This is a genomic window from Pseudoalteromonas sp. P1-11 (genome assembly GCF_001399995.1).
Taxonomy (GTDB): Bacteria; Pseudomonadota; Gammaproteobacteria; order Enterobacterales; family Alteromonadaceae; genus Pseudoalteromonas; species Pseudoalteromonas atlantica.
On sequence record NZ_LJSP01000003.1, the window covers coordinates 225388 to 249893 of the forward strand.

22 protein-coding genes and 1 tRNA gene are annotated in these 24506 nt (G+C 40.2%); 13 read left to right on the forward strand and 10 right to left on the reverse strand.

The features are described 5' to 3' along the window. The first annotated feature begins 19 nt into the window (after nt 1–19). The gene (locus AN390_RS06720) at nt 20–1093 is read left to right on the forward strand and encodes a sensor histidine kinase (RefSeq protein ID WP_024034075.1); all 1074 of its coding nucleotides are present in this window, start codon (nt 20–22) and stop codon (nt 1091–1093) included. After that, a complete protein-coding gene (locus AN390_RS06725; RefSeq protein WP_024034076.1) occupies nt 1090–1914 on the forward strand; it encodes a LytTR family DNA-binding domain-containing protein in 825 nt (274 codons plus the stop codon). The genes AN390_RS06720 and AN390_RS06725 overlap by 4 nt, the downstream gene beginning before the upstream one ends. Before the next feature lie 62 nt (nt 1915–1976). On the opposite strand, the gene pyk is transcribed toward AN390_RS06725, so the two are convergent. Further along, the gene (pyk, locus tag AN390_RS06730) at nt 1977–3413 is read right to left on the reverse strand and encodes a pyruvate kinase (protein ID WP_055253453.1); all 1437 of its coding nucleotides are present in this window, start codon (nt 3411–3413) and stop codon (nt 1977–1979) included. Nucleotides 3414–3797: 384 nt separating this feature from the next. Between pyk and gndA the strand changes: the two genes are divergently transcribed. Further along, a complete protein-coding gene (gndA, locus tag AN390_RS06735) occupies nt 3798–5171 on the forward strand; it encodes an NADP-dependent phosphogluconate dehydrogenase (RefSeq protein WP_055253454.1) in 1374 nt (457 codons plus the stop codon). A 66-nt stretch (nt 5172–5237) separates the two neighbouring features. Here the strand turns inward: gndA and ansA are convergent, their stop codons facing one another. Together ansA and sppA are read right to left on the reverse strand one after the other, a co-directional pair. Then, entirely contained in the window at nt 5238–6248 is a 1011-nt protein-coding gene (gene ansA / locus AN390_RS06740; RefSeq protein ID WP_024034079.1) for an asparaginase, read from the reverse strand. Between the two features lie 81 nt (nt 6249–6329). After that, nucleotides 6330–8195 (reverse strand): signal peptide peptidase SppA, encoded by a 1866-nt coding sequence (gene sppA / locus AN390_RS06745; protein WP_055253456.1) that lies wholly within the window; start codon nt 8193–8195, stop codon nt 6330–6332. Nucleotides 8196–8414: 219 nt separating this feature from the next. Here sppA and AN390_RS06750 point away from each other — a divergent pair, with 219 nt between their 5' ends. The 7 genes from AN390_RS06750 (at nt 8415) to AN390_RS06780 (ending at nt 13872) form a co-directional block, all read left to right on the forward strand. Then, entirely contained in the window at nt 8415–10376 is a 1962-nt protein-coding gene (locus AN390_RS06750) for an FAD-dependent oxidoreductase (protein ID WP_055253458.1), read from the forward strand. Nucleotides 10377–10466: 90 nt separating this feature from the next. After that, nucleotides 10467–11150: a DoxX family protein gene (locus AN390_RS06755; RefSeq protein WP_055253459.1), complete on the forward strand. Its 684-nt coding sequence runs from the start codon at nt 10467–10469 to the stop codon at nt 11148–11150. A gap of 241 nt (nt 11151–11391) precedes the next feature. Then, complete coding sequence (locus AN390_RS06760; RefSeq protein ID WP_004587853.1) at nt 11392–11940, forward strand: NAD(P)H nitroreductase; 549 nt, start codon at nt 11392–11394, stop codon at nt 11938–11940. Nucleotides 11941–12144: 204 nt separating this feature from the next. Next, nucleotides 12145–12522 carry a hypothetical protein gene (locus AN390_RS06765; protein WP_024034084.1) on the forward strand — a complete coding sequence of 126 codons (378 nt, stop codon included), beginning with the start codon at nt 12145–12147 and terminating at the stop codon, nt 12520–12522. Nucleotides 12523–12650: 128 nt separating this feature from the next. Next, a tRNA-Ser gene (locus AN390_RS06770) sits at nt 12651–12742 on the forward strand. A 53-nt stretch (nt 12743–12795) separates the two neighbouring features. Continuing rightward, a complete protein-coding gene (locus AN390_RS06775) occupies nt 12796–13182 on the forward strand; it encodes a hypothetical protein (protein WP_029772511.1) in 387 nt (128 codons plus the stop codon). Nucleotides 13183–13251: 69 nt separating this feature from the next. Continuing rightward, complete coding sequence (locus AN390_RS06780) at nt 13252–13872, forward strand: FKBP-type peptidyl-prolyl cis-trans isomerase (RefSeq protein WP_055253461.1); 621 nt, start codon at nt 13252–13254, stop codon at nt 13870–13872. Between the two features lie 267 nt (nt 13873–14139). Here AN390_RS06780 and AN390_RS06785 read toward each other — a convergent pair whose 3' ends face one another. Beyond that, nucleotides 14140–16545: a TonB-dependent receptor domain-containing protein gene (locus tag AN390_RS06785; RefSeq protein ID WP_055253463.1), complete on the reverse strand. Its 2406-nt coding sequence runs from the start codon at nt 16543–16545 to the stop codon at nt 14140–14142. A 124-nt stretch (nt 16546–16669) separates the two neighbouring features. Continuing rightward, nucleotides 16670–17059, reverse strand: coding sequence for a YkgJ family cysteine cluster protein (locus AN390_RS06790; protein WP_029772513.1), 390 nt, complete (start codon nt 17057–17059; stop codon nt 16670–16672). Between the two features lie 210 nt (nt 17060–17269). Here AN390_RS06790 and AN390_RS06795 point away from each other — a divergent pair, with 210 nt between their 5' ends. Genes AN390_RS06795 through AN390_RS06805 form a run of 3 tightly spaced genes read left to right on the forward strand, consistent with a single transcriptional unit; the run spans nt 17270 to nt 18840 of the window. Continuing rightward, on the forward strand, nt 17270–17698 hold the full coding sequence (locus tag AN390_RS06795; RefSeq protein ID WP_024034088.1) for a hypothetical protein: 429 nt from the start codon (nt 17270–17272) through the stop codon (nt 17696–17698). Between the two features lie 39 nt (nt 17699–17737). Continuing rightward, on the forward strand, nt 17738–18217 hold the full coding sequence (locus AN390_RS06800) for a hypothetical protein (protein ID WP_236695080.1): 480 nt from the start codon (nt 17738–17740) through the stop codon (nt 18215–18217). Nucleotides 18218–18237: 20 nt separating this feature from the next. Continuing rightward, complete coding sequence (locus tag AN390_RS06805; RefSeq protein WP_055253465.1) at nt 18238–18840, forward strand: DUF1287 domain-containing protein; 603 nt, start codon at nt 18238–18240, stop codon at nt 18838–18840. Nucleotides 18841–18842: 2 nt separating this feature from the next. On the opposite strand, the gene yfaE is transcribed toward AN390_RS06805, so the two are convergent. The 5 genes from yfaE to ubiG all read right to left on the reverse strand — a co-directional run bounded on the left by yfaE (nt 18843) and on the right by ubiG (nt 24404). Then, nucleotides 18843–19115 carry a class I ribonucleotide reductase maintenance protein YfaE gene (gene yfaE / locus AN390_RS06810; protein ID WP_004587862.1) on the reverse strand — a complete coding sequence of 91 codons (273 nt, stop codon included), beginning with the start codon at nt 19113–19115 and terminating at the stop codon, nt 18843–18845. After that, complete coding sequence (nrdB, locus tag AN390_RS06815) at nt 19115–20245, reverse strand: class Ia ribonucleoside-diphosphate reductase subunit beta (protein WP_004587863.1); 1131 nt, start codon at nt 20243–20245, stop codon at nt 19115–19117. Before nrdB ends, yfaE begins: the two co-directional genes overlap by 1 nt. A 73-nt stretch (nt 20246–20318) precedes the next feature. Then, entirely contained in the window at nt 20319–22601 is a 2283-nt protein-coding gene (gene nrdA, locus AN390_RS06820) for a class 1a ribonucleoside-diphosphate reductase subunit alpha (protein WP_024034091.1), read from the reverse strand. Between the two features lie 412 nt (nt 22602–23013). Continuing rightward, nucleotides 23014–23694, reverse strand: coding sequence for an HAD family hydrolase (locus AN390_RS06825; RefSeq protein ID WP_055253467.1), 681 nt, complete (start codon nt 23692–23694; stop codon nt 23014–23016). Then, a complete protein-coding gene (gene ubiG / locus AN390_RS06830) occupies nt 23694–24404 on the reverse strand; it encodes a bifunctional 2-polyprenyl-6-hydroxyphenol methylase/3-demethylubiquinol 3-O-methyltransferase UbiG (protein WP_004587866.1) in 711 nt (236 codons plus the stop codon). The genes AN390_RS06825 and ubiG overlap by 1 nt, the downstream gene beginning before the upstream one ends. Nucleotides 24405–24506 lie beyond the last annotated feature (102 nt).

Here is a 24506-nt window from a genome sequence, read left to right on the forward strand (position 1 = left end):
TACGGAGTTGTATTTTATTTTGAATTGGCAATCTTTAGTTGATAACAGGCAACGCTTTTTTTGGCTATTGCAAATTGCAGGCTGGATTGGTTATGCGCTTGTAAATTATATCGGCTCTAAAGTATTTGAAATGCGTGATATTTACGTGTTCGTTATATTATTAAATGCCTATGCGGGCTGTTTAATGACAGTCCCACTTCGTTATATTTACAGAAAAACCTGGAATGCTTCGCCGTGGATATTAATGGTGGTTGTATTTGGTGCCTCGTACATTACAGGTACGTTGTGGGCAATTGTACAAAAATTTAATTTATGGGAAATATACCGCCATGGTTATCGTCCAGAAGATTGGTTTTACTATTTACAGCATGGCTTAGACTCTGTTTACATAATTTTATGTTGGAGTGGCTTATACTTTGGCATAAAGTATTATCAGCTATTACAAAGTGAGCGACAAAAAGCGCTTAAAGCAACTACAATGGCCCATGAAGCGCAATTAAAAATGCTCAGATATCAACTTAACCCGCATTTTTTATTTAATACGCTCAATGCTATTTCTACATTAGTTTTGGTAAAAGAAAACAAAGATGCTAACTTAATGGTGGCAAGGTTAAGCGACTTTTTGCGTTATACACTAAATACCGATCCCATTAAAAAAGTGCCTTTAGAGCAAGAGCTACACGCATTAATGCTGTATTTAGAAATAGAGCGGGTTAGATTTGATGAGCGCTTAAAAGTAAATGTAGATGTAAGCGAGCAAGCAAAAGAGGCACTTGTGCCAAGCTTAATTTTGCAACCGATAATTGAAAACGCAATTAAATACGCCATTGCGCATATGTCACAAGGCGGTGTGATAGACATAAAAGCACAGGTTTTTGCCAACGAGCTACTACTTGAAGTAGGTGATAATGGCCCCGGTACCGAACTAATAGACGGACAACTTGTAAATGCACAAGGGGTAGGGGTGGCAAATACCAAAGACAGATTAAAAACGCTCTATGAAAATAATTATTCGTTTGTATTATCACATAATACGCCAAGTGGATTGAAAGTTAATCTGCGAGTACCGTTTGAGAAGGCTGTGAAGAAATGACTAAAATTAAAACCATCATTGTTGATGATGAACCATTAGCAAGAAAGGGCTTAGCAGTAAGACTTGAAGAATATACTGATATAGAAGTAATTAAACTGTGTAGTTCAGGCTCTGATGCAATAGAAGCATGTAAAGAGCACCCAATAGACTTAGTTTTTTTAGATATACAAATGCCAGGAATGAATGGCTTTGAAGTTGCCCGTGCCTTAAGCGAAAGCACTAAAGCGTTACCCGCGATTGTGTTTGTTACTGCATTTGATCAATTTGCAGTAAAGGCATTTGAAATACATGCTTTGGATTACATTTTAAAACCCGTTGACGATAACAGACTAAAACAGGCGGTAGAAAAAGTGCATAGTTACTTAAAAACACAGCAAGACAACGCCCATAAGAAAAAACTAGCGAGTTTTGTTGCCGGTATTACAGGTAATAACTGTGAAGAAATACTTAAAAAATTAGCCACAGGCGATACCCTAACCGACAAACGTTACCCAGAATCACTGGCGGTAAAAGAGCAGGGTGAAATTATTCGTGTCCCGGTTGCGACAATTCAGTGGGTTGATGCCGCCGGCGATTATATGTGTTTACATTGCCAAGATGGGCAAACACATATTTTGCGCAAAACAATGAAAGAGCTTGAGCAAGAGCTCGACCCACATTTGTTTGTGCGCGTTCACCGCAGTGCAATTGTAAATACAAAACAAATAAGCAAGCTGGTTACACAAGTAAGCGGTGAGTATTTATTAGTGCTTGAAAACGGACAAGAGCTTAAAGTAAGCCGAAGCTACCGTGATAAAGTAAAAGCAGCGCTAGCCAGCTAGTTTGATATTTTACAGGCATAAAAAATGCGAGCTTAGCTCGCATTTTTTATATAAGGCAGAAATTACGCTACAGTTACAATTTTCATTGTGTTCGTTGCGCCCACAGTTTCCATAGAGTCACCGTGAGTAATAATTACTGTATCGCCAGAGTGTAATGAACCTTGTGCTACAAGGGTATCAAGTGCGGCTTTAACCATTCCGTCTTTTTCAGTTTTTGTAGAATCAAAAAACACAGGGTAAACACCACGATAAAGCGCTGTTTGGCCTAGCGTGCTTGCATGGCGTGAAAGCGAGTAAATAGGTAAACCAGAGCTGATACGCGACATAAGTTTAGCGGTGCTACCTGACTCAGTTAAGGTAACAATGGCTTTAACCGAATCTAAGTGGTTAGCAGCGTACATGGCTGAAAGCGCGATAGATTCTGCATTGTTAGAAAAACGGCTGTCTAAACGGTGCTTAGATACATGGGTTTCTTTTTGCGATTCTGCACCTAAACAAACACGTGCCATTGTAGCGACCGTTTCTTCAGGGTAATCACCGGCAGCGGTTTCTGCTGAAAGCATAACTGCATCAGTACCATCAAGTACCGCATTTGCCACATCCATAACTTCTGCGCGTGTTGGCATTGGGTTATCGATCATCGATTCCATCATTTGTGTTGCGGTTACAACAGTACGGTTTAATGAACGAGCGCGACGAATAATGAGTTTTTGTTTACCCATAAGCGCAGCATCACCAATTTCAACACCTAAATCGCCACGAGCAACCATTACAGCGTCTGATGCTAAAACAATGTCATCTACGGCTTCTTGTGTTTCTACGGCTTCTGCACGTTCAATTTTTGCAAGTAGTTGTGCTTTAGAGCCTGCAGCTTCTGCTAAAGAGCGTACATAACGCATATCATCGCCACTGCGTGGGAATGATACTGCAATGTAATCAACATCTATTTCAGCGGCAGTGATTAAATCTTCTTTGTCTTTTTCTGTAAACGCAGGGGCTGTTAAACCACCGCCTAAACGGTTAATGCCTTTATTATTTGATAATACACCACCTACCGTAACCGAGCAGTGCACTAAGTGACCTTCTACTTGCTCAACGGTTAGTTGAATAAGGCCATCGTTTAATAGTAATAAATCGCCAGGGCTTACATCTTGTGGTAATTCTTTGTAATCAATACCTACCGCGTTTACGTCGCCTTCACCTTTTTCCATTTTTGCATCTAGGGTGAATTTAGCGCCTACTTCAAGGTTTACTTTACCTTTTTTAAACGTTGAAACACGAATTTTAGGACCTTGAAGGTCTGCAAGGATAGCAACATGTTTACCTAATTTTGTGGCTATCTCGCGTACAGCTTGTGCACGGTCTTTATGATCTTGTGCAACACCATGTGAGAAGTTTAAACGTACTACATTAGCGCCAGCGCGAATAATTTTTTCTAGATTGTTATCTCGATCTGTTGCAGGCCCAAGTGTAGCGACTATTTTTGTGCGTCTTAGCATCAAATTCTCCTGTGTGCTTAGATGTGTAAGCAGGTTGACGGTTATTTTGTGACTTCAAAATACTTATAACTTATGTATAAACATTTTTAGTTATAGGCAAACTAGTTAGTATTGCCACTATTTTATACAAAACGAATATGTCATCATTATGACACCGGTGTCAAAATCCGTCAATGATCTTAAATTCAAAATACGCAGAGTATTTGTAACCGCACAGCCCTTATATTTGATACAATTGCAGTGCTTTTTAATAGCGTAATAAAAAAGCATGCTGTATTAGCTCAACGTTCGCATTTTATGACGGTATGAGTATAATGCACGCGGTATTATTTAATGAATTACTTAGTTTACTAACCAAATAGTTGTTACCGAGGAGGACACTAAATGCAAGTTGCATTAGTCGGGTTAGGCGTTATGGGCAAAAATATTGCCTTAAACATGATTGAAAAAGGCATAACGTTAGTCGCATATGATAAAAACCCACATGCGGGTGAAGAGTTATTAAGTTGTGCTAAATCGCAAGGCATGGCCGATAGACTTCATATTGTTTCTGATTTAGGAGACATGGTAAGGCGTTTAGAAGCACCTCGCTCTATTTTATTATTAGTGCCTGCAGGCGAACTGGTTGATGCTGTGTGTAATGAGCTTGTTGAAGCTGGCGTACAGTGTAACGATATGATTGTAGATTGTGGTAACAGTAACTACAAAGACGGCATTAATCGTAAACTTAAGTATCAAAACAAATTTGAATTTGCCACCATGGGTATTTCTGGCGGTGCCGAAGGCGCTCGTCATGGTCCTGCAATGATGGCAAGTGGCTCAGAAGGCGGTTGGGAGCGTATCGAACCGTGGTTTGAAAAAGTAGCCGCTAGCTACAATGGCGAGTCGTGTTTTGCACGCGTTGGTCAATCGGCCAGTGGCCATTTTGTAAAAATGGTTCACAACGGCATTGAATACGCAATTATGCAGCTTATTGCTGAAGTGTATCAACTACTTCGTATTGGCACAGGTCGCTCACCAAAAGAAGTGGCTGAAATTTTTGATGACTGGTCTACCGGTCACTTAAATAGCTACTTACTTGCTATTTCTAGCCATATTTTATCTCTTGAAAACACCAAGCAAGAGCCGCTTGTTGATTTAATCGATAACAAAGTAGGCGCAAAAGGCACAGGCCTGTGGACTGCGCAAAATGCACTTGAACTGGGTATTGCTGTTCCTTCATTGGTTGCTGCGGTGCAAGCTCGCCACTTAACCAATGTATGTGACACCACCGCTGCACAAGAAATGACGTATGCCGCTAAAGCTACAAACAAGGTTGATATTGACCTTGAAGAGCTAAAAGATGCATTTACATTGGCGAGTTTATTAGCGTATCGCCAAGGTTTAGCGTTAATTAAAGGGGCTTCTCGTACCCATCAGTGGAAAGTAGACTTGTCTAAAACACTGCAAACATGGCGTGCGGGTTGTATTATTCGTGCTGACTACCTAGATAGCGTAGCGCAAGGCGTAGAGTACATTGATACGCTTGAAAAAGAATCTAATGCGCTTCGCAAAGTAACTGGGCAAGCTGTAATGACTGGCTTAGCGTTCCCTGTACTTGCATCAACACAAACGTATTTAGCCACATTAACCACACCAAGTAATGGGCATTTAGTACAAGCTCAGCGTGATTACTTTGGCGAGCATGGTATTAAAACTCACTCAGGTGAAGTGTGCCACTTAACTGATTTAGTGGGTATAGACGCAAAAGTAAGATAATTACCGCGTTTATAAATTAATAAAGGCACGCTATTTAGCGTGCCTTTTGCGTTTTGGTCACTAAATTTAGCGACTTAATTCACCGCGTAAATTGTCTTGCATTAAATGGCGAATCGTTTCAATTTCTAGGTTTTGGCTAAACAAATAATGCAGCTTTGTTAAACACGCCTCTAGTGTCATATCGTAGCCACTTATTACACCAATATTTAATAACGCGTTACCCGTAGCGTAACCACCCATATTTACATGGCCTTTTAAACACTGCGTTAAATTAACAATAACCATGCCGCGTTTACTTGCCTCACTTAGCACGTCTAAAAAGTCAGGGTCTTGTGGGGCATTACCTACGCCAAAGCTAAGCAATACCAGTGCTTTTATATTGTCATTCACCAAACTTTTAACCACGTCTTTACTAATGCCTGGGTATAAATAAAGTACACCAATTGGCTGAGGTGTAATGGTGGTTACCTGTAGTTCGTTTTCTACATAAGGGCTTAGCTGACCTTTAATTAGCTGAATATTAATTCCAGATAACGCTAAAGGCTCTAGGTTAGGAGATGCAAAAGCATTAAAACCATCGGCATGTGCTTTCGTGGCTCGGTTACCTCTAAATAATTGGTTATTAAAAAATAAGCTCACTTCAGCAATAGGGTAATTAGCCGCTAAAAACATGGCGTTTAATAAGTTAACTTGGCCGTCAGAGCGTAATTGCGATAAAGGAATTTGTGAGCCAGTAACAATAACGGGTTTAGTTAAGTTTTCGAACATGAACGACAGGGCAGAGGCTGTGTAAGCCATTGTATCGGTGCCATGAAGTACCACAAAACCATCGTAATCGTGGTATTTGCTTTTAATGTCATCAGCTATTAGTTGCCAATGCGCTGGCGACATATCTGATGAATCGATTAATGGGCAGTACTCGTGAATATCAAAAAGGGGCATTTCTTCACGGTTAAATTCTGCGTTATTGACCACTGTTTCTGTTAAAAAACCTTCAGCCGGAATGTAGCCACGGCTCGATTTTTTCATACCTATGGTACCGCCAGTGTATGCGATATAAATGCGTTTACGTTTCATAAAAAAGCCCAGTAAAAAAACTGGGCTTAGTATAACGTTAAGTTGTTTTAAATACAGCTGCTTGAGTAAATACGTGCACTTTTATTGTGCAACGCTACACTCTAAACAACGTGCGTATACACCTTGCGGATCGTTATAATCTTTCAGATCAGCGACTTCACTACTTAGGCGCTTTATCACCGTATTAATATTAGCTTGAGTGGCTAAAACAGAGGCTGTATTTGTATTTAAGCCAAGCATAGATTTAACGGATGCACTGCCAAAAATATCTTGCAGCATTTTTTCTTGCGGGCTTAGGTCTTGCTTAATTGTTTTCACTTCGTAGTGATTAAGTTTTGCAAGTGCCGCTGCGGCATCAATCGCATCTTGTTTATCACCAAGCTTATCAACTAGGCCAAGCTCTTGTGCTTGTGAAGCAATCCACACACGCCCTTGCGCAATTTTATCAACTTGCTCTGGTGTCATATTGCGCGCATCAGCAACCACATCTATAAAGCGGCTATAAGCTTCTTCAACACTCATTTGAATAACTTGCGCCATTTTTTCATTAAGCGGGCGAGTAATAGAAAATCCAGCCATTTCTGACGTTGCAACACCATCTGAGTACACACCAATTTCAGATAAAGTATCTTCAAAAGTCATAAATGTACCAAACACACCAATAGAGCCGGTGATAGTACTTGGTGCTGCCCAAATTTCGTTAGCTGCTGAGGCAATCCAATAACCGCCAGATGCAGCAACTGAGCTCATTGATGCGATTACAGGTTTGCCTGCGGCTTTAAGTGCTAATACTTCAGCACGAATAACCTCAGAAGCAAACATACTGCCGCCACCTGAATCAATACGTAAAACAACCGCTTTTACTTTATCATCAAGGCGTGCTTTGCGAAGTAATGCTGCGGTAGAATCGCCGCCAATTTCACCTGCTTTGCGCTCACCATCAACAATCGTACCTTTAGCAACAACTACAGCAACTTTTTCTGTAATTGGGTTATCAAATTCGATAGGGGGCTTAACTAAGCTTAAATATTCACGAAAAGACACTTGCTTAAATGTTTTACCGTCTTCTTGTGCGCCAACTAAATCAATGAGTTGTTGGCGAATTTGCTGAGTTGTTTTAAGCGAGTCGACCCATTGATGGTCAAGTGCATATTTACCTGCATCGCCATTTGCAGCCTTCATTTTAGCAAGGTAAGCATCCATGGTTTCGTCAAAGTTAGATTCATCAAAAGGGCGTACCGCAGCAACATCTTGCTTATATTCGCTCCATAATGCACCAAGCCAAACGCGGTTTGCTTCTTTAGCAGCATCAGACATATCGTTACGAATAAACGGCTCTACCGCCGACTTAAACGTACCAACACGGAAAATATGCTGCGTTATTTTAAGTTTTTCTAGTGCTTCTTTAAAGTAAAGTGGATACATTCCATAGCCTTCAATGGCTACCGAACCATAAGGATGCATTGCAATTTCATCGGCATGCGATGCAATATAATATTGCGATTGAGTGTAATAGTAGCCCGATGCAATCACTTTTTTACCCGCTTGCTTAAAGGCATCTAACGATTTAGTAATACGCTTTAGCTTATTTAGGTGGGCTTTTGGCATTTCTTGCAAATCTAGTAAGATAACGCTGATGCGCTCGTCATTAGTGGCTTCATCAATCACTTTGACTACATCATCAAGTAAAATTTCACTAGGTGCTTCTGAATTAGACGTAGCATCGTTAATAGCTGCTTCGACAGGGTCTATATATGTTTTTTCTTCCACAATAGGCCCATTAAGATTAAGCCTAAGTACAGAGCCATCTTCTATTATTATTGTATCGTCATCGCTTGATAGCGACATAAAAAATACAACAACCAGTAATAAAAACAAAATGTTGAGTATTAAACGACGAGAAAAGTTTATTCCAGCCCAAATACCTCTAAATACCTTTGCTATCAAAATAGCTCCTTAATTTGGTACAGCTAATACATTAGTTCCATCTTAGCCTAGAATAAAAATAATTTTAACTGCTAAATCGTAACGAAGTGTTTATGAGGTTACATAAATATACGTTTTTAATCGTATTTTTAATTAAATGCAGGCACATATTGCTTATTACTTGCCATTAAAGCAGAATTAGCTAATGTATACAGGTTAGACCAGTTAACGGGGCACAGGATGTTAGAACAACAATTACAATTAAAACACACACAATTACGAAACCGCTTGGTAATGGGCTCAATGCATACAGGCCTTGAAGAGGGCTGGCACAACCGCAAAAGGTTAAGCGCTTTTTACGAGGCGCGTGCTAAAGGCGGCACGGCCATGATCATTACCGGGGGCTACAGCCCTAACTTGCGCGGTAAATTAACGCCTATTTCTTCATCATTTAACAGCTATTATGATGTATTTAAACACCGTGCATACACAGGCGCCGTTCATAAACATGGCGGAAAAATATGTTTGCAGCTTTTACATGCTGGTCGATACGCTTATCATCCGTTTAACCAAGCCCCGAGCGCTATTCAAGCGCCTATAAATCCATACAAACCTAAACAAATGTCGTTAGGCTCGATTAAAAAAACCATTAAAGACTTTGCGCACTCTGCCTATATGGCAGAAAAAGCAGGTTACGATGGTGTTGAAGTAATGGGCTCTGAAGGTTACTTAATTAATGAATTTATGGCGCCACACACCAATAAGCGCGATGACGAATTTGGTGGTAGCCTAGAAAATAGAATGCGATTAGCGCTTGAAATAGTTAAAGCCGTTAGGGCTAAAGTATCAGATACGTTTTTAATTATTTTTAGATTATCTGTCATGGACCTAATCCCGAATGGCTCAACCCCTGATGAAGTCACTATTCAGGCAAAAGCACTTGAGCAGGCCGGTGTTGATATTTTTAATACTGGCATTGGGTGGCATGAAGCACGCGTGCCAACAATCGCCAGTATGGTGCCTCCTGGAGCATTTAAAGAGGCTTCAAAACGATTAAAGTCAGTGGTGAATGTACCTGTTATAGCTGTAAACCGTATTAACACGCCGGATATAGCCAACCAAATCCTTAACGATAATGAAGCCGATTTAATTTCAATGGCGCGCCCTTTATTGGCCGATCCGGAGTTTTTTAACAAATATCAAAATCAGCAAACTAAACAAATAAATATTTGTATTGGCTGTAACCAAGGCTGTTTAGACCACGTTTTTAAAAATAAACGTGCAACTTGTTTAGTTAATCCACAAGCCGCCTTTGAACTTGATTACCCGTTAGATAAAGCTACTAACGCTAAAAATGTATTAGTTGTTGGAGCGGGTCCTGCTGGGCTTTCGGCAAGTTGTTATTTGGCTGAAAAAGGGCACACAGTAACGCTTATCGATCAAAAAACACAAATGGGTGGCCAATTTAATCTAGCTATGCAAATTCCAGGTAAAGAAGACTTTAATCATACGCTTAGCTACTTTACTAATGAACTTGAAAGGCTCAACGTAAATGTAGAACTTGGTAAAGCCTACGATGATGCAATGTTACAAAAATACGATGACATCGTATTTGCCACAGGTGTACGCCCGCGTGAAGCTGCAATTGAATGCGCAGACTCTAAGCGTGTATTTGCTTATGATGAAGTTATACGCGGTGAGGTCGAACTGGGCAAATCAATAGCCATTTTAGGTGCCGGCGGTATTGGCTTTGATATGGTTGCTTTTTTAAGTGAGCACAAATCGCAATCTATTCCTGAGTTTAAAAAGCAGTGGGGTATTGAGTGCGAGGCAGAGCCGGATAAAGATGAGCGACAATTATACATGCTAAAACGCAGTGCAGGGCGCTTTGGTAGCGGGCTTGGAAAAACCACAGGCTGGATACATCGTCAAGTTGCTAAGCAACATGGTGTTAAACAAATTGCTGATTGCCAGTACCACAGTCTTGATAAAAATGGCCTTACAGTTACTGTTGCCGGAGAAAAACAAGTACTGCCGGTTGATACGGTTATTGCGTGTATAGGGCAGGTTTCTAATAATGAAGTGCTTGAGCAACACCGTGACAATGCAAAGGTACATGTTATTGGTGGCGCTAAATTAGCAGCAGCAATTGATGCAAAGCGTGCAATTTTTGAAGCGCTTCAAGTGGCCAGAGCCATTTAACAGTGTTAATAAAATGAAATGATTTACAGTGCCCTCAGGTCTTGTGTGTATAGAGTCCATAACTTAATACACTGACAAAGCAGGCCACACATGAGTAAATTATTTCGTTTGTACAATAAAATCATGGGTAATCTATCGTATGCCGACGGATTACCTGCGTTACTTTTTCGCTTAATTTTAGCCCCCGTAATGATTATTGCGGGCTTTAATAAATTAGCCCTAAGTGGAGAAACTGACGGCTTTTTTAGCTATTTTCTTGCTGATGCAAGCGTTGTGCAATGGTTTGGCAATAGTGAATGGGGTTTAGGCTTACCATTTCCAGACTTACTTGCCTTTTTAGCTGGCTGGAGTGAATTTTTAGGCGGGTGGTTTTTACTCTTTGGGCTATTTACCCGCTTAGTAAGCATTCCGCTGATGTTTACAATGGTTGTGGCAGCAACAACTGTGCATTGGCATAATGGTTGGTTTGCTATAGCGCCATCAAACCCTACAACCAGTTCAGCTCAAGTACTTGATTGGTTATCAATTCCAGGGGCTAAAGAAAGCCTTGAAAACTCACTAGAAGTACAAGAACGTATAGGTAAAATTAGGGGCATAGTTGAAGAGCACGGATTTACTGATTACTTATATGAAAAAGGTAAACCTTCCATAATAAATAACGGTATTGAATTTTCTGCTATTTATTTTGCCATGTTACTTAGCTTGTTTTTTGTAGGTGGCGGTCGCTTTGTTAGTGTTGATTATTGGCTCAGGCGTGCAGTAGTAAAAGAGTAGCAAACAAATTGGTTTAAAAAGGGCGTATAAATATTTTTATACGCCCTTTTTGTTTGTAACGTGTGTTAAACGCATAGCGCCTCTCTCGGATTTATACAGTGGTATATGAATATTGTTTACGCAGTAAGGGCGCTTTTATACGAGAGAATAAGTAGGGTTTTAATAAAATTGATAATTACGCAGAGTTTATTTTTTAAAGGCATAAATGGTACTCTAACGTTTTGAATTATGAGAGTACGCTATGGATGCTATTGAGCTTTTACTAACCCGCCAATCTGACGCTAAATTAACCGCCCCAGGGCCAAATTCAGAGCAGCTCGATATTATAAAGCAAGCCGCGTTACGGGTGCCTGATCACGGATGCATTGCGCCTTGGCAGTTTATTGTCGTTCAAGGTGATGCCCGCCATAAATTAGGTGAGATATACCATCAAAGCGCCGTTGCTGAGCAGCAAGAAGAAAAAGTGATTAAACGCGCAAAAGAGCTTGTGCTGCGCGCACCGATGATCATTATTGCTATTGCTAAATATCAAGCCCATCCAAAAGTGCCGCGTATTGAGCAAGTACAAAGCGCCGGTTGCAGTGTACTTGCCATGCAACAAGCCGCATTTGCACAAGGTTTAGGTGGTGTATGGCGTACAGGATATTTTGCACAAAGCACAGCAGTCAAAAATGCCCTTAATTTAGACGAGCAAGATGAAATTGTTGGGTATTTATATTTAGGCACCCCAGAGATTGAGTGCAAAAAGGCAGCTAAGCATAAACCAGATGATTACTTCACTTATTTATAATAAATAATGAACTATTGCAGTTCTGCGCAGTCATATAGCATTAAGGTTGCTGCTGTTAGGCTCGTCCTTTTTTGATTTAGCTGTGAGAAGCGCACGGAAGCAATATAGGTTAACTTTTTCTTCTTCAGTTTGTTTTTTAATCGGTTGTTTTTTGTTAAAGTATGGAAAGTCTTAATAAAAATAACGATAAAGAAGACGAAAACGATGGGAAATTTATTTTTACAAGAAAAAGAGAATTGGCTGGCATGGTCAATTTGGGGAATAGTGGGTGCTTTTATTACACTTTATGTGGCAATGAGCACGAATACTGCACATTTTATAGCTGGCTCTGCTATGGGAATGCTTGTTTTATTAACCTGGTGGATGCAGCAGTCTAAAAGGTTTGATTTTGGTCGGGCCTTTAAAATTTGTTTTTATGTGTTATTGCTTAGTGTATTACCAGCATTTTTATTTGTGGTTGTACCAAGTGATGATTTAAACCGTTTTGATTTAATATTTCAAAGCGTTACATTTTTAGCACTTAGTTTATTACTGTGCTTAATTTGTTCGTGGATTGCACGTAGGCCAAAGCAATATTATTAATAGGGCAATGAGCAATGTAGGTTTTTAGCTATTTGTGGTGGTTTTTTGAACCAAATGCTGTTTTTAGCTAATTATTTACATTTAGGTCTTTACAAGTTGCTCAATACCCCCTATTATTCGCGCCGTACGGAGAGATGGCAGAGTGGTCGAATGCACCGGTCTTGAAAACCGGCAATAGGTTTGTAGCCTATCTAGGGTTCAAATCCCTATCTCTCCACCATTATTTAAAAAAACCGCCTTATGGGCGGTTTTTTGCTTTGTGGAGTTTAATAAATGTCAAAAGAAGCAAACCTTACAACATCGCAACGCTTAGTAAAGCATGTACTACTGTGGATTGTATTTGGCTACTGTTATCAAAGCGCGATTAATTTATTAATAAAAATGGCAGCAGATGCACAACCAGACGCAACGCTTATCACCGCCTTTGTGTATGGCATTGGCTTTAACGTATTAACTGCGCATCTTATTACTAAATACGATACGCATTGGCCTGTCATTGGCGCAGCTTTTATTGCTTTAGTTGGTTTAGTATTAGTGCCATTGGTGCTGTTTGGCAGTGGCGGTTTACTAGCGTGGCCATTGCTTGTTGGATTTTTATTCAGTTTACCCCTTTGTAGCTACATAGTTGGCAAAATTAAGGTAAAACACAGTAAAAACTAGCCCCAAACCGGTTTTATTTTATGTTAGCATGTACGCGTCTTTTAACTAACAAAACGTGAAAAACACATTATGTCAGATAATTTTACTACAGATGCTGAAAAAGCAAGTTACGGTATTGGCTTACAAATGGGTGAGCAACTTAAGTCTAACCCTTTTGAAGGCTTAAACCTAAATTCAGTATTTGAAGGCATGAAAGATGCGTACGCTGGTAGCGCTTTTCAAGTTGAGATCCCTGAGATCCAAGCTGCATTTGAAAAAATTAACGAAGAGAGCCAAGCGCGTCGTGAAGAAGAAGCAAAAGTACTTTCTGCTGAAGGTATTGCATTCTTAGAAGAAAACGCTAAGCGTCCTGAAATCACTGTTACCGAGTCTGGTTTACAATACGAAGTACTAGCAACAGGCGAAGGCGAAAAGCCAACTGCTGAGTCTACAGTACGTGTTGATTACCACGGTACATTAATTAACGGTACAGTATTTGATAGCTCTTACGAGCGCGGTCAACCAGCTGAATTCCCAGTAGGTGGCGTGATCAAAGGTTGGACTGAAGCTTTACAAATGATGCCAGTTGGCACTAAATGGCGTATTTACGTTCCTCATGAGCTTGCTTATGGTGAACGTGGTGCAGGTGCTGCAATTGCACCTTTCTCAACGCTTGTATTTGACGTTGAGCTACACGAAATCCTTTCTTAATTTAGTTATTAAGTCAGTATTTAAAAAGCCGTGGTCTTGACCGCGGCTTTTTTGTGTCTTGTGGTTTTATACCAAGCTATAAAACGTTAAGAATTTAGGCCAATCCGCATAATTAAGTGAGTTATTTTGGGGGAAAGATAAACTTGCTACCTGCGCTACAAACGCTATTACAACAAGTAAATAACCTAGTTAATTAAATGAGTAGGCATAAAAAAACCGCATATAAAATGCGGCTTTAAAAGTAACTAAATAAATGCCAAAGCGTTATTAAAAATAACCTCTAATACCAAAGCGGAAGTTTCTACCTGGTAGTGGGGCTTTATCTTTTATAAACGAGCTGTGAACAAAGCCAAGTTCGTCTGTAATGTTATCTATATTTAAGTATAACTGCGTATCTATAGCGCCTAAACTTAACTGATAATTAGCTTGAGCATCAACAATTGTGTAGCCATCGGTTTTAGTTTCATAGGCGCTAATATTATCTTGCTCAAAGTAGTGCGTACCTGTGAGTGTTAGTTGTAAATCGCCTACATTGTATTGTAATTCAGATCCTAATTTATTTGCTGGTATGCGCGGCAAGTTACCTTCGTCGTCTTTTAGCTTAGCGCGTGTTGAATCACCAAATACTTTAACCATGGCATTAGGGTCAATTTGATAGTGTACATCAAATTCTACACCATAGAGTTCAGCATCTTTACTGGCAAACTGATATACGGCAACCGCATCATCGTGAGCGCCAATTGCAGACTCTAAACCATCTTCTTCGTCGTAAACTAATCCAGTGTTTTGTTGATAATAAAAGTTTTTAATATCGTTATAGAAAAAGTTAACTGTGTAACCAAAGTCACCGCTAAAACGTCTAAAGCTAAAATCTAAATTGGTCGATTTTTCTTGTTTAATGTCTTCTGGCTCAAAGTGAACCTCGTTATCTTCAATATGATAGCCAAGGCCTAGCTCGTAAGTACCTGTAGCAATGTGTAATCCGTTTGATAAAAGCTCAGCAGAAAGGGGCGCACGCTCAGAGTGAGATAAGCTAAGTGCTACGCTTTGCCCTGGTGTGTATTGCCAAATAGCACCGGCAGAGGCGCTTACATTAGTAAAGCTTTCGCTGTATGCAATGCTTTCTTCTTCGCCTTCGTCATGATCTTCTTCTTCATCGTGATCATGTGCGTGCTCGCTGTCGGTAATTGTGCTTGTTATTTCGTAATCTTCAATACGCGCACCAAGCTCGAGTGTAACATCACCAAATTCACGTTCTTCAAGTAGGTATAACGCATGTGTAGTGGTTACACTTGCAGGAGTAAATGCTTCTTCGCCAATTGCGTCGTAGTCCGATTCGCTATAATGATAGCCCATCATACCGTGCCACTGCGCTAACTTGTGCTCTACATTTAAGCGTGCTTCGGTTGTTTCATTTTTAAAGGTGGTGCCAATTTCACCGTCTTCAATTTCACTGTGTTTGTAATCAGTGTAGCCAACACGAAGGTTAATATTTTCAATCCAGTTGTTATCGAGCGCATAGCTTATAAGACCTTGCCAACGATCTTGCTCTAGATGTGCATAAACAGACTCTTCTTCCTCTTCATCTGCGTACTCATCGTGTTCTTCTTCGGTTTCACCTTCATGGTCATGGTCATGGTCATGGTCATGGTCATGATCATGATGCTCATGCCCAGGAATACCGTAATTGGTTTCAATGCTACCGTAAGAAAAGCCAACCGTTAAATGATCGCCCACATAACTCGTACCCACATTAAATGTGTCGCTATCAATAAAAGTGTTTTCTACAGAGTTATGGGTTTCTACATCACCATCTTCATCTGTAATGTTAAATGTAGGCGTTTCATAGTCATCGCCGCTGCGTTTAGTCCCATCAAAATGAAAGTTAAATCCGTCATTTCCTGTTTCTAGTTTTGCAGCCAGGGTATTTGAGTTAGAAACCGTGTCATGGCTGTATTCAGCAGCACCGGTTAAATCATCTAAATTGCTCGTTGGAATACGGTTATCAACCACATTTACCACACCACCTATTGCGCCTGAGCCATAAAGTAGGGTGCTTGGTCCGCGCAATACTTCAATTTGTTCCGCTGCTAAGCTGTCGCTTGAGGTTGCATGGTCAGGACCAATGCGCGATGCATCGCTGGCATCTAAACCGTTTTGGGTAATTTTAACGCGAGGGCCATCTAAACCACGGATAATAGGGCTTGATGATACCGGACCAAAGTAACTGGCATTAACACCTGGTAAGCCCTTTAGTGTTTCGCCAAGGGTCGCTTTTGATTTGTTTTTAAGCTCATCACCTGATAAAACGCTCACCGGCGAAATCATTTCTAAGCTATTTTTATGCAGTGCAGAGGCATATACAACGACGGTTTCTACCGAGGTAGGGGTAAGCGACACCGTCACATTGTTTGAGTTTTCATTTACCGCAATACGAGAGTCTATAAAGTTGTCTTTACTTACATGCAATTGACTTTGAGAGTCTACATCAATAGAAAATTCGCCCTGTGCGTTGGTTTTTACACCTTGGTCTTTACCATGTACGTGTACAGCTGCGTTTTCAATAGGTTGGTTTTTATCGTCTGTTATTTTACCGGTAACGGTAGCAGCAAGTGCTGAATGAGAACATAAAACAGAAAAAACTGCAGAGGAAATTAATGTTAACTTTGTCATTATCGTAAAGGTTCGCGGTTACTATGTTGTGATATAATATAACACCGCATTTTTGACTTATCAACAATGTTATACTATAGCTTAATGTTTTTCGATGAATAAACACGCAAATAAGATAAGCTGTTTAAGAGCGGCTATCAAGCATAATTATATTAAGCTTATGTTGTGCTCTAGTTTGGTTTTTTACATCGATAGGTTCTATCATTTCGCATTCATCACGTATCATTTCTGAGACCAGGCTTGGATAATGGCGGCAATCTTCTGGCCTATCTAGGTAAATGCTACAGGTATACATTGTTTTATGAGAGGGCTCTTTTTTGGGCGCTATTTCTAAAAAGGGGCAAGTGGAGAGTCGCAATTGCGTTTTTGGATCAAACCAAATTTCATCATCTTTAACATATTGATAAATCTCTGGGTTAAACAGTGCCCACATTTCAATTTCTTGTACGGTTGCACTTAAATCGCCCCCACCGTATTTAATACAGCATTTACCGCATTGGTTGCACTCTTTCATTTTTAGCCAGTATATTAGGTGTCCATTTGTTTTTCAGTGTATCACTGTAACTAACGTGGATTACTTTTTTATATAATTTTAAAACCACACTTTTAATTCCAACCCGCTATCTATTATTAATGTATTATTACACCTAAATAATTAGCCGTTCTAATAAGATTAGGACGCCTCTAAATAGTTAGTTTAGTGACCAGTTAAGGATAGTTCCTGATGATGAACACCAAAGTATATAAAGCAGTACATGATTTAGCAGAGCAACTGATGGAAGCTGCAAATAGAAACGACCGTAAAAGGTTTGAATTATTATTTTCTAGGCTCAAAGCTATTTGTGAAGAAAACGAGAATACTTCAAAAGATCACCCTGTACAGTGGGAAACCTTAGCTGACTTTACCGAAGAACTTGAAGAGGCAATTACCACGTATGAAAAAGCGCTACAGAAGTCGGTTGCGATTAATAACAAAGATCATATGTCGTCGGTTGCTTATTCAATGGCAACTCTACAAATAGAGCTTGGACAAAAAAACGAAGCGATTAAAAGCCTAAAAAATGCCAAGGTCAGCGCTAATAAAATTGAAGATAAAGCGCTTAAAGCCGAAATTCATGATTTACTTGAGTCACTCACTGAAGAAGAAGGTTAATTAAGCCTAGTTAGTCGCGATTTTAATGAGGTTTGGAATATGGATATGTTAACCGCAATCGAGCAATGGATTGATGAGGTAAATCATAAATATAAATACAAGCGGGTGTGCTGTACTCAATTTACAGCACAGTTTGCAGGTTTTTACCCAACTGAATTTTTGGAAAGTGCCTTTTATGTTGTAATCGATGAAATACCCAAGCCCGATTTTGCTGCTTTACGTGCCATGGGGCTGGGTGATTTTATTGATATGAAAGTAAGTGGTATAACTTATAAAAATACTTACTACTTGTTGCCGACAAGTGTTGATAACTTGCGCGTACATTTTCATGAATTAGTGTATGTATTGCAGTGGCAAAATCTTGGTGCTTTAGCCTTTATAGCGCGCTATATGAATGAAATTAAGCACTTTGGTTATCACAATGCGCCGCTTGAAATTATGGCTTATTCGCTCGATACTCACTTTATAAGTTCAGGCGAGAAAATAAATGTGCCTGAGTATGTACTGGATGCATTATAAATTTTTTACAGGAACAGTATATGGCTAATGTATGGTTATATTTTAGTGTATTAGCGCCTTTTAGTGCGTTAGCTAATTCATTTGAAGAAGACATAACTGCTGCATTAATACAGCGAACAACACACCAAGTTACGTATGATGGGAGTTATCGTTCAATAAGTTACCCAGGTGGTGACGTGCCAAGTAATATTGGGGTGTGTACCGATGTGATAATTCGTGCTTATCGCCAGTTAGGTATAGATTTACAACAGTTAGTACACGAAGACATGCGTGACAATTTTACCCTGTACCCCTCAAAGCGTATTTGGGGGCTGACCAAACCCGATAAAAATATAGACCACCGCAGAGTGCCTAACTTACAAACCTACTTTAAAAGACAGGGTCGTGCGTTAGTATTATCTGATAGTGCTGAAGAGTATAAAACAGGTGATATAGTGACTTGGATGTTACCGGGTAACCTGCCACATATAGGGATGGTAGTTAATGAGCGTTCAGTACAAACTGGCAATCCATTAATTGTACATAGCATTGGGCGTGGGGCAGAAAAAACCGATATGCTTTTTGATTATAAAATCACGGGGCACTACCGGTTTGAACCACAGTATTTGAATAAAACGCAGTAAATTTATTTTAAATTAATACTTATATTACCGTTTGGCTTACAACAGCACAGCAGTATTTCTCCCTCGCGTACAAACGCTAAAGGCTCTTCGTTATAGTGCACTTGGCCTGAAACTAACGTGGCTCTGCACGCGCCACAATAGCCTTCGCGGCATTGATACGCTACGTCTATTTTTTGGTTTTCTAAGCAATGTAAAACAGAAGGGCAGCCAGTGCTAAATTCTATACACTGGCTGTTATCTGCAAGCGTTATACTTGCAGTGGGTTTGTCACTCATTATAAATCAAAGTCACCAAATTCTGAGGCATCTACTTGTGAGTCAATTTGACCTACAAGGTATGAGCTAATTTCTGCTTCTTGCGGTGCAACTTGCACGTTGTCAGACACAAGCCATGAGTTGATCCATGGAATTGGGTTACTGTTGTTTTCAAACTGCGCAGGCAGGCCAATGGCGGTCATACGTGCGTTGGTGATGTATTCAACATACTGACATAAAATGTGTTTGTTTAAGCCAATCATAGAGCCATCTTTGAATAAGTACTCTGCCCATTCTTTTTCTTGCTCTGCGGCTTCAACAAACATTTTAATGGCTTCTTCACGGCACTGCGCGGCAACAATCGCCATTTCAGGGTCGTCTTTACCATCTTGCATAATGTTTAAAATATGCTGCGTACCCGACAGGTGAAGCGCTTCATCACGTGCGATTAGCTTGATGATTTTAGCGTTACCTTCCATTAATTCACGCTCAGCAAAGGCAAACGAACACGCAAAGCTGACATAAAAACGAATGGCTTCAAGAATATTTACCGACATCATGGCAAGGTAAAGTTTCTTTTTAAGATCAAATAAGCTAATTACAACGGTTTGACCGTTAATTTCGTGCTTGCCTTCGCCATACAGGTTATAAAGCGACACGCCATTGATTAAATCATCGTAGTAGGTGGTTACCGCATCAGCACGTTCGCTAATTTTTTCGTTACTTACTATGTCATCAAAAATAAGTTCTGGTGACTGTGTAACGTTACGAATAATGTGGGTGTAAGAGCGACTGTGAATAGTTTCACTAAATGCCCATGTTTCTATCCATGTTTCTAGCTCAGGAATAGATACAATGGGGAGTAGGGCAACGTTTGGTGAGCGGCCTTGTACACTATCAAGCAGCGTTTGATATTTTAAGTTACTTAAAAATATGTGCTTTTCGTGCTCTGGTAATGCTTGAAAGTCTAAACGGTCTTTACTTACGTCTACTTCTTCTGGACGCCAAAAAAACGAAAGTTGCTTTTCAATCAATTTTTCAAAAATAGGGTATTTTTGTTGATCGTAACGCGAAACGTTAACGGTTTGGCCAAAAAACATTGGCTCTTGCATTTGATCATTATGGTTACGACTAAAAGTAGTATAAGACATGTCTATCACTCAAAAAACTATCACTAAAACTATCAGGACAAAGCGGGCAAAGAGCCCGCTTTAAGTTTAACTATTAAATTTTACACGCGCCGCCTGCACAATCATCATCTTCCACTTCTGGAGTGTCGTCTTGTGCATCTGATGCGCCATCGCGGGTGTTATGGTAGTAAAGTGTTTTAACACCAAGCTTGTATGCACCTAGTAAGTCTTTTAATAAGACTTTCATAGGTACTTTACCGCCTTCGTATTTGTTTGGATCATAATTAGTATTGGCCGAAATAGTTTGGTCAATAAACTTTTGCATTATGCCCACTAACTGTAAGTAACCATCGTTTGATGGAATATCCCACAGTAGCTCGTAGTTATCTTTTAAGCGTTCGTACTCAGGAACTACTTGTTTTAAAATACCGTCTTTACTTGCTTTAACGCTGATGTGACCACGTGGTGGCTCAATACCGTTAGTTGCGTTAGAGATTTGCGACGATGTTTCTGAAGGCATTAATGCGCTAAGTGTTGAGTTACGCATGCCGTGCTCTTTAATGCTGGCACGTAACGAATCCCAATCTAAGTGCAGTGGCTCATCACAAATTTTATCTAAGTCACGTTTGTACGTATCAGTTGGCATAATACCTTGAGAGTACGTTGTTTCGTTAAACTTAGGACACGCGCCACGCTCTTTAGCCAGCTCGTTTGATGCCTTCATTAAGTAGTATTGAATTGCTTCAAACGTTTTGTGAGTCAGTGCATTAGCACTGCCATCTGAGTAACGCTTACCATTTTTAGCAAGGTAGTAAGCGTAGTTAATTACGCCTATTCCTAACGTACGACGGCCCATAGTGGCATTACGTGCAGCCGGTACTGGGTAGTCTTGGAAATCAAGTAGGTTATCAAGTGCACGTACTGCAAGCTCAGCAAGCTCTTCAAGTTCATCAAGTGACTCAATAGCGCCTAGGTTAAATGCAGATAGCGTACAAAGTGCAATTTCGCCTTCTTCATCGTTTACGTTATTTAACGGCTTAGTTGGCAATGCAATTTCTAAACATAAGTTAGATTGGCGAATTGGCGCCACTTTAGAAATAAACGGGCTGTGCGTATTACAGTGATCCACGTTTTGTAAATAAATACGACCTGTGCTGGCACGCTCTTGTGCGAACATTGAGAAAAGCTCAATCGCTTTAATACGCTTTTTACGAATAGACTCGTCTTGCTCGTATTTTACGTATAACGCGTCAAACTCGTCTTGGTCTTCAAAGAATGCATCGTAAAGGCCAGGCACATCTGATGGGCTAAATAACGTAATGTAGTCGTCTTTAATTAAACGAGAATACATTAGTTTATTAAACTGTACGCCGTAATCTAAATGACGAACACGGTTATCATCAACACCACGGTTATTTTTAAGTACTAGTAGGTTTTCTACTTCTAAATGCCAAAGCGGGTAGAATAACGTTGCAGCACCGCCACGTACGCCACCTTGCGAGCAGCTTTTAACTGCTGTTTGAAAGTGCTTATAAAAAGGAATACAACCTGTGTGGTACGCCTCACCATTACGGATATGGCTACCTAATGCACGAATACGGCCGGCGTTAATACCAATACCTGCACGTTGTGAAACGTACTTAACAATGGCAGATGAAGTGGCGTTAATTGAATCAAGGCTGTCGCCACATTCAATAAGTACACACGAGCTAAACTGACGCGTAGGTGTACGCACACCCGACATAATTGGCGTAGGTAAAGAGATTTTAAACGTTGATACTGCATCGTAAAAACGTTTGATGTAGTCAATACGCGTTTCGCGCGGGTAGTCAGAGAATAAACTCGCAGCCACTAAGATATATAAAAACTGGGCGCTTTCGTAAATCTCACCCGTTACGCGGTTTTGTACTAGGTATTTACCTTCAAGCTGCTTTACTGCTGCGTAGCTAAAGTTAAGATCGCGCGAATGATCAAGATAAGCATCTAGCTCGTCAAGCTCTTGCTCTGTGTAATCAACAAGTAAGTGAGCATCGTAGCGTTTGTCTTCAACCATCTTTGTAACATGGTCAAATAAACGTGGTGGCTCAAACTGGCCATACGCTTTTTTACGTAAGTGGAATACAGCTAAGCGGGCAGCTAAGTACTGGTAGTCAGGCGACTCTTTTGAAATTTGATCGGCTGCTGCTTTAATGATGGTTTCGTGAATGTCTTTTGTACGAATACCGTCGTAAAATTGAATGTGTGACTTTAATTCAACCTGTGAAACCGATACGTTGTTTAAACCTTCGGCGGCCCATTCAATAACGCGATGGATCTTATCAAGATCTAAAGGCTCTTTACGCCCGTCACGCTTGCTTACAGATAACTGTTGGTTCATAGCTTTGCCTGTATTCCTTGGGAATTGTGTATTTTGACCAATGCTTTATACCTCGCTAAAGCAAGGTACGTATTCATTTATTATAAGTTTCACCGTATTGGCGAATTTAATTGAATAACATTTGGCCACAATATCTGGTGTTGTTCAATTTAGAGATCACAAGATAGTGTGGTCTGAGATGATTTGCAAGGGACATAATTGCCCCTATTTGTGGATAACTTTGGGATAACGCATTTGTGTTAGTAGTCACTCACCTTCGAACAATCATTTAAGTTGAAATAGCTAAAAATCAACTAATGATCTGCAAAATTTATGCATTTTGAAAATAAATTTCGACTGCTTTTTTTATCATCAAGCTTTGCATAAAAACTAACACAATCACAATATATAGTGTTTAAAAATTTACATGACACTATATATGGTTAAAAGCATCAATAGGGCTGTGCCAGTTAAAATCGGCTTCCCAGCCCTTGGCCTCATCAATACTTGGTATATAGCCCCAAAGCGCTGTTGCTGTGTGCATACCTGCGGCTTTACCTGCTTCTATATCACGTTGAGCATCACCTATGTATAAGCAACGTTTAGGATCTACGTTCATCAGTTTTGTACAGTGTAGTAAGGGTAAAGGTGATGGTTTAGCCTCGGTGAGCGTATCGCCACTGATCACAACGTGTGCATTTTTTAAAGCGGGTATAGCAGCCACTAATGGATCGGTTAAAAACCCGGGCTTATTAGTCATTATTCCCCATTTTATACCTTGGTTCTCAAGGGCTATGAGTAATGATTCTATGCCTTCAAAGCAGCGGGTGTGTGTCGCTAGGTTTTGGCTGTAGTGGCTGACTAACTGTTTTATACGTTCAGTTTGAGGTAGCGATGCCCATTGCGCTTTAAAGCCAAGTTCAAGCAATGCGCCGGCGCCATTAGACGCTACTTTTCTATACGCTTCAGGCGTAACTTGCGCAACACCTTCACTTTTAAGTACAGCATTTAAAGCAGCACCTAAATCGTCTGCCGTATCAAGCAAGGTGCCATCTAAATCAAATAAGAAAGCGTCGTACTCAAAAGGAGTTAAGGGGGTATGAGAGCTAGCCATTATGCTAACTTCTCAAAATGAAGAATATAATTAACACTCACATCTGTATTTAGTGAATACTGCTTAGAAAGCGGATTGTAGCCCAGGCCAGCACTGGCACGTACTTTTAAACCGGCTTGTTCAGCCCATGCAATAAGTTGTGCAGGTTTGATAAATTTGTTGTGATCGTGTGTGCCCTCAGGCACCATTTTTAACAGCTTTTCAGCACCTACAATAGCAAACAAGTAAGCTTTAGGCGTTTTATTTAGGGTTGAGAAAAACACATCAGCCCCTGGCTTGGCAAGCTCTGCGACTGCATGAATAATAGAAGCAGGATCAGGTACGTGCTCTAGCATTTCCATACAGGTTATTACATCAAAGCGAGCAGGGTGCTGGGTTGCAAATTCTTCTGCAGGTACTTTTATATAGTCAACATTTACACCGGTTTCTAGGCTATGAAGCTTTGCTACGGTGAGTGGCTCTTGCCCCATGTCTATACCGGTTACGTGTGCGCCCATGCGTGCCATGCTTTCGCTAAGAATGCCGCCACCACAGCCTACATCGAGTGTTTCTTTATCAAATAAGCCTTGGGTTTTGTTAGCCACAAAGTCTAATCGTAATGGGTTAATTTCGTGAAGAGGTTTAAACTCTCCGTCTTGGTCCCACCATCGCTCTGCAATGGCTTCAAATTTTGCTATTTCTGCGTTATCTACATTTTGATGTTCGGTCATAAAATACTTCCTCGTCAATCTGAGGCCATTATATAGGGCTAAATTGATAAATCGCAAAGTTTTGCGCCTGTAAATTTAAATTAATTGTGATAGCATGGTCGC